The sequence below is a fragment of the Huintestinicola butyrica genome (genome assembly GCF_025567215.1).
GTDB lineage: Bacteria > Bacillota > Clostridia > Oscillospirales > Ruminococcaceae > Huintestinicola > Huintestinicola butyrica.
Window position 1 is genome coordinate 209,342 of sequence record NZ_JAOQKB010000004.1, and the last position, 15,044, is coordinate 224,385.

Below are 15,044 nucleotides of genomic sequence, written 5' to 3' on the forward strand. Positions count from 1 at the left end.
AATTATGAATCATTTACGTGCAAAATTATTTAAAAAAGCCGAACTATTACAAACAAGCTGTTTAACCCTTAAGAAAAACACACCAAAGCTTATCGACAAATCATGCAATAGTCATGTTATTTTATTAAAAGAAGAAGAAGAAAACGAATCATTATACATTCATTCTGCTTTTTCTGGCGATGAATATGCGTTTATCGGAAATGAATTTCAATTAAACTTTTTGGAGAATGCAAAAAAAGTTGACTTTATGTATATATTTTTCTCCAAAGATAAAAAAGCCCATGCCTACTTATATGATATGAAAAAAACATTTTCTGGAATAGATGTAATACTTAAACTAGTAGGGCAATGGAAAAGTAGTATAGAAGATGTAGTATATTGTGTAGGTAAATTAGACGAATATGAATTAACATGTATAAAAATCGGCGTAATTACCGAAAAAGATGACAAAGATCAGCGTAAACTTGATTTAGAACCTATTCTAAAGATTGATGATATACCCGCTAAACTTCCAACATTTATGAAGAGTAAGCATTTAGCGGATAATACAACCAATGCTATACTTGCAAAAAAATTATCTGGATTTCTCGAAGGAAAAATTACTATAAATGGTCATACTTATAAATATGATATACGTAAATTTGTTGATAAGAAACATGATATGTATTTTAATGATGGCATTTTAAAAGAAGAATTTGAATAATCAAACGCCGTCGGTAAGAGCTTAGTCCACTCTTACCGACGGCGATTTTTTTGTCTTACATTGATTTAATAAATGCACCCGGATAATCTTTTTTCACTGTTTTAAGGTATGCCTCAGCATTCTCCCGAGACTTAAAAGCCCCGACCTGCACATAAAACATCTGATTGCTTTCGGCAGCAGGCATAAACATCTGCCGGAACTTCTTCCAGCCCTCAAGCTCTGCCTCCGAATGTGTCCACATCGCAGGGCACAACTTGCCGGTCACCTGGTGGTGCATTATAACATGGTCAGCTGAAATGCCGTATGTTTTCATCAGATGCTTGACCAGCTCAGCAGCCAATGCCAGCTCTGCATCGGTGAAATACCAGTCCGTGTCATCTGCGCTCAGAGACTTCCTGTTTTTCTTGTTGCTGCAAATCTCAATGTTGATGCAGTTGCTGTTCCTGCACTTGCCGTAATATCTGCCGCCCTCTGACGTGGACATCTTGGTGTATTTTACCCCGCCTGCGCCCCATGAATAACGGTTTGCAATGTCAGGATTATAGCAGACAACATTTTCGTCGTCCACAATAAAATCAGCGCTGGCAGGATTGGCGGGATTTGCTCCCGCCCTGAACCATGCCGCAAGATTGTGTGCGCTGCCCGCAGCCGATGATGTGCCTGCCGTGTAGTGGATCACTATCCATTCAATGGATCGCCCTTTGGCAACAGTGGTGTTGGCAGTGCCTGTATCCATTTTGATGTTAATGCTCATCGTCATCGTCCCCCTTATTCTCAGCTGACTTCTTCACATTCTCCGCAATTTTCATAAGAAAAGGCGGCAATGGCGTGCCTATATCACGTATATTTTCGAGAATTGAAATTATCTCGTTGGCGATGAGCCATACTGCCGCTACAGAAGCGACAACAAAATTAAGCCCGATGGATATTCCCGCCGTGCCGACGGCATATGACAGCAGCCAGTCGAGCATAGCACCTATCGCAACCAGCAGCCACATACAAATCTTCTTAGCTATCCCACGAAACGATTTGTACGAGCTGATAGCCTCACTGCGGTATTTGGCAGCACACAGCCCAGTTATGTAGTCGATGATGTTGCAAGCAATAAGTATCAGCATGGGTACATACAGGATACCCAGCCATGATGCGAGCAGCGCTCCAACCGTGACGGAAATTTCTTTTACTCTTTTCATTTTTATTCCTCCTTACACCCTCAGAACGAAATTGCCATACATACTAACGTACGTATCGTCACCGATTGTGAAGATGCTGCCGCGGACGGGTTTTTCCATTCCGCCATCAGCGTGCATAACGTGGCTTTGGATTAAACCGGAAGCTGCGAATGTAAACGGCTTAATGCAGTACGATGCAGTTGTCCCCACTGCGTCAGCTCCATAGTAGGAGAGATTGCCATTGATAATCCCGTTTCCGACAAACCAAATAAAACCTGCACTAGATGTATCAACTTCAACGCCACACTCGGTGCCATCGAATTTGGTGGCAGAATGAATGCTGCAACACCAAGGGGTCGTGCCAAAACCCAGTCCAACCATATCTGTATCAGAGATGATATACAAATATGGGTCGCCGCTCAGTGCGACACTATGTGACTGCCAAGCAGGAGACTGATTGCCTGTCTTGGTTGACACTATGTACTGACTACTACTGCTCACCTCAATAGCAATAACCTTGTCGTTGATATTGGCAAACTTCGGCGTCAGTGTGCAGCCTGTTTCCGTATATGTGATGTCAGCAACCGTTGTCAGGAGATTTTCCACAGAATGTAACCATGCAATAATTTTGGAAGTGTAGTTAGCCTGTGTCCTGTCATCTTTCGACATACCCAGCGTAGGCTGATATTTGTAAAGCTTTCCCATTATCCTATAACCTCCGTATCTGCAATATCAACAGCTTCTCCCACCGCATAAATTGGCAGGACCTGTCCGTGCAACGTTATACCGCCTGTTTTCATGCCGCTTCCACCCCCTTTCTGAACAGCCTTAAAATTTGCCGCTGCCTCGTTTTTAGCCGCCACAGCCACAGCACCCGAACCTGTGATATATACAGTGTCCAGCCCCATCATGTGCATATAGTTGAACGTCTCGCCGTCTCCAATGGTGATAACGCCATCATCGCCCTTGGCAGCACCTGATTTCAGGGATACTGTGATATCCTTGCCCGACTTGTTGCGGATATCAAATCCGTTGTATTTGGCATCAAATTTCACAGCACATTCAGTGCCGTCAAGGGTGATCTCGATGACCCTGTTGCAGCCTTTTACTTCTTTTATCATAAATAAAATATCCTCCTCTACTACGCATAAACCGCCTGAAAATATACGGGCGATACAAATCCGTTTGGTATGCCAACAGTAGCCGAATTAAATTCCGCGAAAAAGGAGTTCCACCAACTCTCAGCACCGCCCCACAATTCGCCATTACGCCAAACTCTTCCAGGATAAAATTGAAAATACTGACCATTAGCTTTAATCTGATAATTCTCAACAGTAAACCAGACGGATAGTTTTTCCGTCACCTTTATTTGATATCCGCCTCGCAAAATATTATCATATGTTACAGTCTGTCCTGTCGTTAAATTTGTCATTGTTGCGCCAAGATACTTTGTGACATAGGTATTACCGTCGGTTAAAACCTGGGGGTCACTGTAGTGCACAAATAGTTTTAACTGCAATCCTGTACTGGGACACGTAATAGCCGCCGAACCCTCATTCAGTGTGATACATTTTACGATGTCCCAATCCGTTTCAATCGCATTATCCAGTACAATTTCATTGCCGTCAGGGTCGGTAATGCCCGTGTCAATGCTATCGCCAATACCCAGCGCCTGCTCGTATAGCTTTTTATATTTGTCGCTTACGTTTACCGGGTCAAACCCGTCACAGCCATAGTCGGACGCATTATACACACCTGGTTCCACCACGGTCAATGGTTGTATGTTTGCTGCTGCTTGCACATCAACCGTCACAGGCGCAAATCCAACATACCCCTCAGCCTTTTCAGCGTCGGAAACATTGTATGTGCCGTTTTCCGTTATAGTTATGGGCTTGACCTTTCCGCCCGAGCTTCCCCCGCCCGCCAACGCCTGTAAAATAAGCCCCCCGTCTAAAATCATCCGCCCGCCTCCTTATACACCCTCGTCCAGTGCGCATTTTTCCTTTTCCCGCCGTCAATATCATACGTCACTGTAATAATGTACGGTCCATATTCGTATATTGCTTTGCCCGAAGTCTCGCCATCAATGCGTTCAAATGACAGACAAGGATATCGACAGTGTATGTCCCCGCCGTCAAAAAACAGCCCATCGCCATAGGACACGAAAGGATATCCGTCGTTATCAGCCACTGTTAACCTTCTCCTCTCCGTCCACCATCACGACACCCTGATATTTTGTGAACATCATGGCACCGCTGCGTCCATACCTTACCTTGCTGTCGCTCTCACGCAGGTTGCGTCCTCTCATGCCTATCTCGGAATCCGACGGCTCAGGATTGCTCACCTCCGCAAATATTCCCGCCTTGCTGATGCTTGCCGTAACAGATCCTGCACGCATGATGCCGCTCCCCGCAAAATTTACCGTTCCACCCGTAGGCGGGATACCGTCAAGTCTGCACCTTTGGCAGGAATATGCAGCGTGGGTATAGTTTTCGGCACGTCCCCATATCTCCTCGCAGCCGCTGTCAGTGATAAGCTCTGAGGCTATGCAAATGCTGTCGTACTTCCTCGAAGCGTCGCCTCTTGTGATAACATTTCCGTCACCGTCAGTGCATTTGATGCCAGTCGCCGTAAATTCACAGCCAACGTCAAGCGCCGTGTGTACGTCTGCGTTCACCTGCCCGGAGGTATTGCCGTAAGGAAGAAACTGCAGGTTCTGCTCATCTGTTATGTAGAATACGCCGCAGCACGCCTCCGATATCTTTGTAAGGATATCGGAACAAGTCTCTTGAAGCTCAGTCCTGGAAATAGACGTAAGCCATGAGGGAATGCCGCCCCACCCGGTAAGCTCTCCTACAGTCCGTACGATAAGGTCCATTACGGTGTTTATGGGAACATTCTTAGGCACCGAGCTGTCTATGGAAGCATATGGGAAATCCTCATCGGAAAAAGCCATGCGGTCAAGGCACGTCACCGTCACCACGCCGCCACTTTGCGACCTGCTGTCAATATAGTATTTTCCTACGCCCGAAACTCCCGTAAGAACAACAGGAGCTGCCCTGTAAGCATTAAACGGAGCAGGGGTCTCGAACGAAAGCTGAGAAGTGCATATTCCCGACGTTCCCAGCCCGTCAACAGCCTTTGTCACAGTGATATTGCCGAACCTGGTGACCTCAGTGCCTCCCGCAGTAAGCACCAGGCTAAAGCCCGCCGCCGAGAGGCGTGAGCGCAACTGCGGCGGCATTGAAAGATACCGAATACCATTTTCCGAGACTTTTTGCGGCGATAAGCTCAGCCGATACGCCGCTTATTTTTACATTTCCCTTGTAATCGGGACACTCTATGCTCACCAGGCGTGGAGCCAGAAGATCAAGCAGAGCGCTTTTATCCTCTTCCGAAAGATTTCCCACCTTGAACGCCGCCGAGAAGCGAACACCCTTTAACTGAGTAAAATCCGAAAAGTCATAGTTTTCAAAGTTCTCGGCCTCTTCCTCCGCCCAGGACGGATAGTATCCGTTCAGCAGCTCCCACTCCGTACCGTTTATCTTGATAGTGTATCCGCCGTTAAATTCCTTTGACATACTTTTCACCTCCTGCTGTCAGCCAGCTTGCCCTTGCGGATAAGCTCCTCAATGGTGCTTACTATCACATTCTTGCCCGCAACATTGATAACGATCTTCGTATCTCCGCTGTAGAAGCTGCTCTTGCCGCCCTGTGCCGTGCCCGACGGCGAATAGGTGCTGCCCGAGCTTCCCGATGCAGCCGACTGCATTTTGCTGTTCTGGCTCCGCTCCCCGAAATCCGAGCCCATAGACCTGAGCGCATCAGCGTCCGCCATGGTCTTGTTAATGCCATCAATGTACGACTGTGCCGTTTCAACGCCCTTCTGATATGCGTCGGCAGGCATACTGCCATATATGCTTTCAATGCCCTCTTTGGCTATCCTGTCCGCCTCGGTGAGATCGTCCTGCACCTCGAATGCGGCAGTCTTGTCAGCCTCGGCATAAAACGCATCAACGTCCTTATAATATTTTTTCCTCTGGCTGTCACTCATTTTCAGCAGTTCGGAAATATATCCCTGGCGTTCTCCGCTGTCATAGCTCAGGCTCATTACCTGCTCCATAAGGTCGTCGGAAATGCCCGTCTCTTTGAGCTTTTCCAGGTCCTTGCGGTATTTTGCAAGTTCCTTGCGCTTTTTCTCAAAGTCCGTAAGGATATATCTGTCTGCTCCCGATGTGTCCGTGACCTTTTTGTCAATGAGCTTTGCCGAAGAAATAAGCTGACTTTTCGCCTTTTCATATGCCTGTGTGACATTTTCATAGGTCTTGGTTATTTTGTCCGTTATTTCCTTTGAAGCTTTCTCCCAGGCGGTCATTTCCTCCTTGCGGACTTTCTCGTCATATGATGCTATCTTATCTGCGGCATATTCCGATATGTCTATCTGTTTCTGAGCAAGCTCTTCCGTAAGGGCAGCATATTCATCATTGAACTGCTCCCGTGTGATCTTTTCATCGCTGAGCTGAGAGTACAGCGCATCAAATCGCTTCTTGGCCTCGGCGGTATCTTCTTTCAAAGCCGCTTCCTTTGCCTTTTTCTCAGCCTCCGCAAGCTTGGTATAATGCTCAGTTACTTTGTCGTATAGAGCATTCCATTCCTCACTGTCATCATCACGGTATTTTTCAAGAGTGCTTTTTCTCTCAGCCCAGTATTGCTCTTCCGTTACCTTGTGGGTCTTGTACTTGTGTTCAAGCTCTTCAAGCTCCTTGTCGAGCATATCAGACTTCTGATTTACACCGCTTTCATCGCCGCCATTTTCGCTCTTTGTCTCCGAAACACCAACATCAGCCGCAGTCCCTGCCGCCTCAGCTATCTCGGTGCTTGTGTCCGCCAGCTTGTCAGCAGTCTCTTCCGCTCCCTTTTTAAGCTCTTCCTGTATCTGCCTGTACTCCTCGGGTATCTGACCACGCTTTTCTTCAAGCTCTTTCAGAGCAGCATCAAGCCGTGCTTCCGCCTCGTCCTGAGACCCCAGTACCTCATAGCCATCATCGGCAACTATCTTGTCTGCCCATATTTCCGATATATTCCACTTCTCTGCCGCTTTATCAAGCGCTGCTTTGAGGTTTCCTATAGCCTTGTCTGCACCGCCCGTCCAGTCATATCCGCCAAGACCATCAACAATGCCGTTAACAATAGCCTCGGGCACACCGATGATAATTTCATACGCTGCATCTATCAGCGCCGTACCAAGCTTGGCAATGATCGTGGGCGCTTCCTGTAAAAGCCCGGGCAACGCCCTGAAAAGCCCCTCGGTCAGCCCCTCGATGATCTTTAGGGCGGCATCGAGAATAACGTCTATGTTGTCGAGCAGCGATTCTGCTATTTTAACAACAGCCTCCACAGCCGCAGGGACCAGGTCGGGCAGCGCCTCGCCTATGCCGTCAGCCAGGGTCGTAACTATAAGCACAGCACCGTCGGCAATAGCAGGCAGTGCCTCTGTAAGCTTCTGCGCAAATGCCGTAAGCAGCTCTACCGCCATGTCTGTAATGTTCGGCAGCTGTGCTTCCAGCCCCTCTCCCAGTGCGGCGATTATCTCCTCCGCCATTCCCGCAACCTCGGGAATAACCTCGGGAATAGCCTCAACCAGCTCCTGCGCCACCTGCGGAAGAGCATCAGACACTGCCTGCAATACAGGCATTACGTTATCCTTTACACTGCCGAACGCATCAATAACATTCTGCGTCAGATTGACGATATCAGCCTCGGAATTTCCCAGCCCTGCCATAAGGCTTTCTATCGAGGCGGTAAGCAAACCGATAGATCCGCTTACAGTCTCTCTCGCTTCACGCTCAAAGTTGCCCGCATACTGCTCTGTATTCTCAAAAAAATACTGCATGGCTATTTCAGCCTTCTGGGCGTTCGAGGCGCTGTCCCAGGCAACGTCAAGCCCCTTGGAAAGCGTGTATGCTTTCAGGGTCGTTGCATTCATGGCAACACCCAGATTATCCATCATGGTGTAGTTGCCTTTTGCCGCTCCCGTCACTGCCTCCAATGCCGCAGAGGTTTCAATACCCATAACAGATGCCATATCCGTGGCACGCTGCATAGCCTTTTCGGTAAGCTCCAGCGACTTCTGCTGTTCCACGCCCGAACCCTGGAAGAGCGCACCCATCTTGTTTGCCGTTGCCAGATATTCCGACTGGGACGTTCCCATGGTCTTATATGCGTCCTCGGCGGTCTTTTTGATGCTTTCCGAATACTGCCCGAAAACAGCGTCGGCACCGCCCAGGTTCTGTTCCAGCTCTCCATAGCTTTCAACAGATGATTTTCCCAGGTCGATAAGCGCCTCTGCCGCCGCTTTTGCGCCCTCTGCCAGTCCGATAATAGCCTTGGAAGTGATTATGGCCTTGACCGTGTCCCCAAATCCGCCTACAGACTGGGAAGCGTTCGGAGCCTCATTGCCAAGCAATTTTAACTCAGCAGTTGTGTTTTCAATCTCACGCTGGAACTCCCTGTATTCTTCCCCTGAAATATTGCCATTCTCAAATGCGCTTTTCATTTGTTCCTGCGCATTTTTAAGCATTTCAAGCTTGGCTTTGAGTGCATCTGATGCAGTTTGTAAAAGCTGCATTTTCTGCCTGAACAGCACCGAGGATTCTCCAGTGGAGTTCATAGCCGAGCGGACTTCTTTAAGTTCGTTTAAGGCGTTTGTGTAAGTCTTATCGAGGTCGGCACTTGAACTTTTCAGCTCTTCAAACGCATTACTCTGCTTTTGGGCAGCGTTTGCCGCCTGCTCATTTGCCTGCCTGTACTCTTTTATGGTCCTGCTGCATTTTTCTATTTCACGCTGATATTCTCGGTAATCACTGTCGGATATCTCACCTGCATTAAGAGCCGCATTCATTGCTTCCTGCTGCTTCGTCAGCTCTGCCAGCTTCTTTTCCGCCTGCTCTGCGGACTGCTTCAGTACCTCCATTTTCTGTGCTGCAAGCATGATATTTTCCGGGTCAAGCTTAAGTGCGCTGTTTATCTGCTCCATCTCAATTTTGAGTTCTTTGGAGCTGCTGTCGATTTCTTTTAAAGCCTCCCTCAGTGTGTGAGCCGGATTTTCCGCTGCCTTTTGAGCTTCCGCCAGTGCCTGCGCCGAGTCCTCTGCCGCCTTTTGAGCCTCATTCTGTGCCTTTGTAAACTCTCTTACAGTCCTTTCGGCCCTTTCAATCTCCCTCTGATACTCCCTGTAATACTCAGCGCTTATATCCCCGTTCTGCAGAGCCTTGTTCATAGCTTCCTGCTGGGATTCCAGCTTTTCGATTTTTTTCTGCGCTTCCTTTGCGGCATCGCCCATGACTTCAAGCTTCTGCGCCGCAAGCACAGCATTTTCGGGGTCAAGCTTAAGAGCGCTGTTTATCTGCTTAAGCTCCGAGTTGAGCTTCTTGGAGCTGCTGACTATCTCCTTCATGGCGTTGTTGAGCGCCGAATAGTCGGCACCTATCACCGCAGTAAAGCCGAATTTTCCCATACGTGCCTCCCTGTGTCAAAAAAGGGACAGCCGCAATGAATGTGCCTGTCCCTCCCGCTTTACATAAATTTATTTCCTTATCAGCCCTGATCTTTGCCCGGCTCATATATGGGCTTGCCCGCCATGTGCTCGCTCACCTTGTACAGAACGCCTGTTGTGTCAATAGCCTGAGCCGCATAGGTGCAGTTCAGAGGCGTTACCTGGTTGGGCTGGAACTGCAGCGTAAGTCCCGAAATATTCTTGCCCAGGGTATAAACACAGATATCGCCCAGATCGGTATCGGGGTGTACAAAAAGGATATCGTAAGCCGAATCGTCCTTGTTGGCAATACCGCCCAGGTTCGTGAGCTTTATGCCCGCTTCTGTGTTTTCTGCCGCCTTTGCCAGAGGGTGGATCTTCGAGATGGTCTTTGCATTGGCATTAAAGAGTGCAAATGCCGCATTGCCCTTTTCATCCTGGATATCTGCCACCTTAAGGCGGCCCATGTCATCCTGATCTTCCAGGGGCGTAAGGGTCTCGGTAATAGTAATGCCGTTTTTAAGATATCCCAGCTCGTTGTCCGCCACCGCAAGAGCACGGATATATGCGTCAATAGCTTCCGCCTCTACCTTCGTCATCGAGGCCATATCTGCCACCTTGGGAAACGATACAGATGCGCTGTGCTTTCTTGCAAATATGTATCCCGATCCTTTGAAAACTCGTGTAGTAACCTGTTCGCTCATGTTATCACTCCTATTCCATGATCTCAAACTCTATTGCCGTCAGATAGAGACGGTCGGAGGAGTAGCTTACTTCCTCTTCATCAAACTCCCCTGCAGGGATAGTGCTGTAAATAAGGTCCTTGAACCTCTCTCTGAGAGTGTCCGCCTTTGTCTTGGTGTACAGCTCTATCCTGTATCTCTGGGTCCTTGCGTAATATCTTCCCATATCGGGAGCCGAGACCCTTGCGGCGGGCGTAAGCACTGCCGCATAAGGTGCCTCGGTCTTTGTGTAAAATTCCTCAGCCGCAGGGATCCCGAGCACATCGCCGATAAGCTTTGCTATCTCCTCGGCGGAGACATTGTCCATCACATAGCCTGCCATGCCTTACCTCTCCCTTTACTTTTTGCCATCTTCGGTGGTAGTGCTCTCTGTCAACTTGTCAAGGGTCTCGGTAAGCGTGGTAACATTGTATCTGAGAGGCTTGAGTTCCGAAATGTCAAGGGTGATGAAGCCGTTGTTGTCAAGGGGCATACCGTTGCCGTACATCTTGATGGCATATACACGGTTGTCCTCCATAAACTGCACGCTGTCATCATACTCGATCTTGCCGTTTTTTGCAGACCCCAGAGCCATGAAGTAGCGCTTTGCCATTCCGAGATATGCCTTGCCCTGTGCGCACTCCTGTGACTGGATAACCTGTGTGGGCACAGGGAAAATATCACGTACATATACGCCCGAGGGTGTGAGCATAGTTGTGGCAGGCATGATGACCTTGAGGTAATCCACAGGATTTACAATAAGAATAAGCCCTGTTACCGTTCTTGAAAGTCCGCTTTCGGAGTTTGTCGCCAGGCGTGAGCAAAGAGCACCGTAAGATGCAGGCTCAAAGCTTGTTACCTTGATAGCTTCCTTTTCGGAGTAAACTCCTGCGGAAACGCTGGAAGTGCTGCCTACAACACGGTTGATGCCTATAGGCTCGTCCTTGCCCGTTCCGGAAATGATCGCCTTCTCAATGCCAAAGAAAAGTGCTTCCGAGAGGATAGTGCGAATGTATTTGTCGAGCCATGCAGGGCCCAGGTCAAGCATAGCCTTTGCAACAGGGATAAATGCCTGTAACTTGTAAAGTCCCGCATCTATCTCCTCAATGGAGCCTGAAAGCTCGGTCTTGTAGGAGTCGGTGAGCTTGCCCCATACCGCCAGCTGGATACCGCCCTTGTTTACGATCATCTTTACAGAGCCGCTGGTGTTCACAAATGTGATAGCCGCCAGGAGAGGGTGCTCCTGCACAAGCTCGTCAAAAACGCTGTCAATGTAGGTAATGGGCATTGCCACCTCAATGTTGGTCAGTGCCTGCTTTACATTATCGCCCTTCATAGCCTCAATGGCCTGCTCAAAATACTTCTGCTCGGTGCTTGTAAGCTGTCTTACGCCTCTTGCCGCAAGAATGCTCTTGTCCGCCGCACTCTCTGCATTAAGGGCACGTGCCTCGCTGATAATGCTCTGCTGTATCATGTCAGCAAATTCGGTCATGGCCTTTGCAGCCTCTTCGGTGTTCTCCGACTTCATGGCAACGGAAAGCTTCTCGCTCATTTTTTCCTTGTCAAGCTTAATAAGGTCTCTTGATTTCTCTGCACCCATTCTGATCTCCTCCTTCATTATGCGCTACGGTGCGTGCGCCTCTTTATTTCAAGAATAACATAAACCCACGCACCCTTAATACCAACTTTTAGGGACTATTCTCTGCCAAATATCCCGATTATGCTTGCAAGCATATCCTCTCTGCTCATAACAGCCCCGGGCTTTTCTTCCTGCTCCGCTCCCTTACCGTTTGCGGGTGCATCGCCCTCAGCTTCATCATGAGCCTTTCCGCATACCGCATTTTCAATGGCGCACAGCCTTGCTTCTATCCTCGATATCCACGCCCCCGTGTTCATGAAAGCAGGGAATGCGGAACGTAATGCCTGCTTGGCTTCTCCGTCATCATTTGCCTTTTCATCGGATATCCTGTCGCAAAGCCCGTACTTTCTGCACTGCTCTGCCGTGAGCCATGCTTCCGCCCTCATAAGGGTAGTAAGCTCTTCCTCGGATATCTTGCCGCCCGAATGCTGTAAATACGCCGTCCTGCTTGCCGAGGTTATCACGTCCAGGTCATCCGCAGTCTTTCTCAGCTCCTCTGCATTGCCCGATGTGCCGCTTATCCAGGCGTCGTGTATCATCATCAGCCCCGCCATAGGCATTATTACCTCATCGGCAGCCATCGCTACAACAGTGGCAGCACTTGCCGCCATTCCGTCGATGTATGCCGTTTTCTTGGGGCAGGCAAAAGCCTTTATCTGGGAGTACAGCCCCATAGCCACCTTCACCGAGCCGCCGCAGGAGGAAATGTGGATATCAAGCTGTGAAACTCCCTCAAACTCTGCCAGACGGTCTCTGATAAACTTCTCCGAGGTCTCCGAGACAATGACAGCACCGTTCCACCAGTCGTAGCTGTCGTTCTTTATTTCGTCGTAAATGTAAATAACACCCTTTTTGCTTTCCGCCGCCTGCATTATTCTGCCGTCTATCCTCATTTTTCCTCTTCCTTTCCGCTGTTGCCGTCATCGGACGATGCGCCCGACCCGGGTATGTTCTCATAGTTTTTGGTCAGGCTGTATTCGTCAGCCCATGGCTTGTTGATGCGTGGCTCTCCCACCTTGCGCCTTATCTCATTGGTGCTGAACAGCCCTGCGGATTTCAGCTTGTCCAGGTCTCCTGCGATGCTCAGCGCATCAAGATGCTTTATGCAGCTGGTGTCCGCCTGTATGTATGAACCGTTGAGCACTTCCTTGCCGTATCGCACAAAGTTAATGCTTTCCGTTATCATGTCAAGCAAAGGGTCAGCACAGAATGTCAGCATATTATCCACTGCCGTCTTTGTGTCCGCCACCTCTCCCAGCACAAGCGCAGGCGGTATCTTCATGCTCTGCGCCGTTACCTCTATCGACTGCCGTATGATGGAATTTATATCCCCCACAATGGAAGTTTTCTGACCCGAGCTGTTGGTGTACTGGTTATATTTTGTGCCCGCATATAACGGCATCACTGCGGATTTTGCGGCAAAATAGTTTTTGAAATCCTCATTGAGTGCCTGATTTACAGCATTGTTGTAATCATCGTCACCCATGCGGTCAGCGTCATATTCAAATGTTCCTTTTTCTCCGCCCTCGTGATTATACTTATCCACCGCCTCGGAAAGCGTGCCTTCCAGAATGTCAGTCACTCCCGACACAAGCGGCCCCGGAGCAACATCTCCCGGCAGGGATAAATATATAGCCGTCTCGCTTGTGAATGTCTGCCAAAGGCTCAGCGTTCCTCTGCCGATGTTCGTGAATATTGTCGGAGCAATAGCCAGCTCTTCCTTGGAGAAATGTTCGGCGATTATAAGCGAACCGCCCACAGGAACGATAAGCGCCTCCTTGTCTCTGTAGAGCCTGAATATCACCTCCCGCCAGAACTCTGTTGAGGTCTGGTTGGCATTGGGCGCTACATTCCACAGGTAATATTCCTCGCCTCTCACTTCCTTGCCTTCAAGGAACGTGCGGAACTCGCATTTTGCCACAGCCGAAGCAATGTAGTCAACACATATGTTCCACGCCAGTCTCTTAAGCTGAGCGTTCATGTCCGCAGGCACATACGTGCCGCCGCCCGCTACGGTTACTTCCGTCCTTACGGGGTCGGCAGTCTTTGTGCCGAATACCGAACCCAGCAGCTCTTTAAGTCCCATTCCGACCGCCTCCTTTACCTTCTCGTATCAATATCCCAGTCAGACAGTGCCATCACAGCCACGGGAGGCACAGCAGTGAATATCTCCTGAACCGTCTCCACCCTGTACAGCCTGTCGCCGATGCGGGCGCAGCGTATGTTCGCATACGCTCCCTGTGCGGTCAGCGGAATGCCGATTATGCGGCTGTATTCCGTCATGATCTGCCTTGCCTCCGCAATGCGCTTGTAGGTGATGTTCCGCTCCCCGAAAAATCGCCTTATCCGTGAGCCTTCGTCAGGCTCTCCGTCACTGCGCAGCTGATAGAGATACGCTATCCCGTCGGAAAAATGCTCGGAGGCGAGGGTGTTATTGATCCTGCGCAGCGTCCTCACTCCCTTTCTCAGCTTCAAGTTCAAGCTTGCCTGCAACTGCCATGTTCCTCAGGGCGATAAGGTCACTCCTGTATGCCGAGGAGAATTTCTCGCAGCAGTCATTCCGTGCGTAAAAGCAGTAGTTGTACAAAAGTCCTCCCGCATATTCGTCCTTTTCGTAATCAACGCTTTTCCCGCAGGCGATAAGGTCAAGCTTCTTCCTGCCTTCAAGGATATAACCCTTCATAAGCTCCCTTTCCTCGGGGTCGCTTCGCATTTCATCGGGCAGCCTCATTCTTGCAAAAAAGCTGTCAGTAAGCTTTGAAATACTCTCTTCGTTCATTTTACCGCCTCCCTTTCACTTGGATAACAGCCGCCGTATCTCTTCATAGACCTTCTGCCTGTATTTTTCCTGTATCTGCGAAACTATGGGATTTCCCCCAAACGTTCCGCCATTGGGCATTCTGTGCCCGAACTCCAGAAGATGAACAAGCCTGTAGTCCTCTCCCTTCTGGTATGCCGTGGCTGCTATCCTTCCTCCCATGCCCTTTTTCCTGTCGCTAAACTTTACCTTCCAGCCGTGCTTGTAGCTTCCGGGGCTTGCACCGTACTTTCTGCGGCTGTATCGGTATCTTTTGCCCTTGTATTTCTTCTCTAAGAATTCACCGTCAGGCGATTTTTCCTCAAGCTCTGCCTGCATCTCGCGGCCCAGCCGCCTGATTATCGTCTCTATCTCATTCTGTATCTCTGCCGTAAATGTCGTGTAAGCGCCCACAAGGTCTATCTCAACATTTCCGTCATCGGCTTTGGTAAGCCCCGTCCTTCCCCAGTTCGCCAT

18 protein-coding genes are annotated in these 15,044 nt (G+C 49.2%); 1 reads left to right on the forward strand and 17 read right to left on the reverse strand.

Annotated features, from left to right (window positions below):
* The first annotated feature begins 4 nt into the window (after positions 1–4).
* Positions 5–703 (forward strand): hypothetical protein, encoded by a 699-nt coding sequence (locus OCV68_RS06535; RefSeq protein WP_262571579.1) that lies wholly within the window; start codon positions 5–7, stop codon positions 701–703.
* A 55-nt stretch (positions 704–758) separates the two neighbouring features.
* Here the strand turns inward: OCV68_RS06535 and OCV68_RS06540 are convergent, their stop codons facing one another.
* From OCV68_RS06540 to OCV68_RS06620, 17 genes are all read right to left on the reverse strand, one after another.
* Positions 759–1,457 carry an N-acetylmuramoyl-L-alanine amidase gene (locus OCV68_RS06540; protein WP_262571580.1) on the reverse strand — a complete coding sequence of 233 codons (699 nt, stop codon included), beginning with the start codon at positions 1,455–1,457 and terminating at the stop codon, positions 759–761.
* A complete protein-coding gene (locus OCV68_RS06545; protein WP_262571581.1) occupies positions 1,447–1,896 on the reverse strand; it encodes a phage holin family protein in 450 nt (149 codons plus the stop codon). The genes OCV68_RS06540 and OCV68_RS06545 overlap by 11 nt, the downstream gene beginning before the upstream one ends.
* A gap of 12 nt (positions 1,897–1,908) precedes the next feature.
* Positions 1,909–2,580 carry a hypothetical protein gene (locus OCV68_RS06550; protein WP_262571583.1) on the reverse strand — a complete coding sequence of 224 codons (672 nt, stop codon included), beginning with the start codon at positions 2,578–2,580 and terminating at the stop codon, positions 1,909–1,911.
* On the reverse strand, positions 2,580–2,996 hold the full coding sequence (locus tag OCV68_RS06555; protein WP_262571584.1) for a hypothetical protein: 417 nt from the start codon (positions 2,994–2,996) through the stop codon (positions 2,580–2,582). Before OCV68_RS06555 ends, OCV68_RS06550 begins: the two co-directional genes overlap by 1 nt.
* Positions 2,997–3,016: 20 nt before the next feature.
* Positions 3,017–3,835 (reverse strand): hypothetical protein, encoded by an 819-nt coding sequence (locus tag OCV68_RS06560; RefSeq protein WP_262571586.1) that lies wholly within the window; start codon positions 3,833–3,835, stop codon positions 3,017–3,019.
* Positions 3,832–4,065: a hypothetical protein gene (locus tag OCV68_RS06565; RefSeq protein WP_262571587.1), complete on the reverse strand. Its 234-nt coding sequence runs from the start codon at positions 4,063–4,065 to the stop codon at positions 3,832–3,834. Before OCV68_RS06565 ends, OCV68_RS06560 begins: the two co-directional genes overlap by 4 nt.
* A complete protein-coding gene (locus tag OCV68_RS06570; RefSeq protein WP_262571589.1) occupies positions 4,058–5,071 on the reverse strand; it encodes a hypothetical protein in 1,014 nt (337 codons plus the stop codon). The genes OCV68_RS06565 and OCV68_RS06570 overlap by 8 nt, the downstream gene beginning before the upstream one ends.
* 4 nt (positions 5,072–5,075) lie before the next feature.
* On the reverse strand, positions 5,076–5,456 hold the full coding sequence (locus OCV68_RS06575) for a hypothetical protein (RefSeq protein ID WP_262571591.1): 381 nt from the start codon (positions 5,454–5,456) through the stop codon (positions 5,076–5,078).
* Between the two features lie 5 nt (positions 5,457–5,461).
* A complete protein-coding gene (locus OCV68_RS06580; RefSeq protein WP_262571593.1) occupies positions 5,462–9,391 on the reverse strand; it encodes a hypothetical protein in 3,930 nt (1,309 codons plus the stop codon).
* A gap of 80 nt (positions 9,392–9,471) precedes the next feature.
* Entirely contained in the window at positions 9,472–10,113 is a 642-nt protein-coding gene (locus OCV68_RS06585; RefSeq protein WP_262571595.1) for a hypothetical protein, read from the reverse strand.
* A 10-nt stretch (positions 10,114–10,123) separates the two neighbouring features.
* Positions 10,124–10,474, reverse strand: a complete 351-nt coding sequence (locus OCV68_RS06590) for a hypothetical protein (protein WP_262571597.1) — start codon at positions 10,472–10,474, stop codon at positions 10,124–10,126.
* Positions 10,475–10,489: 15 nt separating this feature from the next.
* The gene (locus OCV68_RS06595; RefSeq protein ID WP_262571599.1) at positions 10,490–11,731 is read right to left on the reverse strand and encodes a phage major capsid protein; all 1,242 of its coding nucleotides are present in this window, start codon (positions 11,729–11,731) and stop codon (positions 10,490–10,492) included.
* A 95-nt stretch (positions 11,732–11,826) separates the two neighbouring features.
* Positions 11,827–12,663, reverse strand: a complete 837-nt coding sequence (locus OCV68_RS06600; protein ID WP_262571601.1) for a head maturation protease, ClpP-related — start codon at positions 12,661–12,663, stop codon at positions 11,827–11,829.
* Positions 12,660–13,856, reverse strand: a complete 1,197-nt coding sequence (locus OCV68_RS06605) for a phage portal protein (RefSeq protein ID WP_262571602.1) — start codon at positions 13,854–13,856, stop codon at positions 12,660–12,662. The genes OCV68_RS06600 and OCV68_RS06605 overlap by 4 nt, the downstream gene beginning before the upstream one ends.
* Positions 13,857–13,870: 14 nt before the next feature.
* Positions 13,871–14,245, reverse strand: coding sequence for a hypothetical protein (locus OCV68_RS06610; RefSeq protein WP_262571604.1), 375 nt, complete (start codon positions 14,243–14,245; stop codon positions 13,871–13,873).
* Entirely contained in the window at positions 14,202–14,549 is a 348-nt protein-coding gene (locus OCV68_RS06615) for a hypothetical protein (protein ID WP_262571606.1), read from the reverse strand. The genes OCV68_RS06610 and OCV68_RS06615 overlap by 44 nt, the downstream gene beginning before the upstream one ends.
* Before the next feature lie 15 nt (positions 14,550–14,564).
* On the reverse strand, positions 14,565–15,044 hold the full coding sequence (locus tag OCV68_RS06620; RefSeq protein ID WP_262571608.1) for a hypothetical protein: 480 nt from the start codon (positions 15,042–15,044) through the stop codon (positions 14,565–14,567).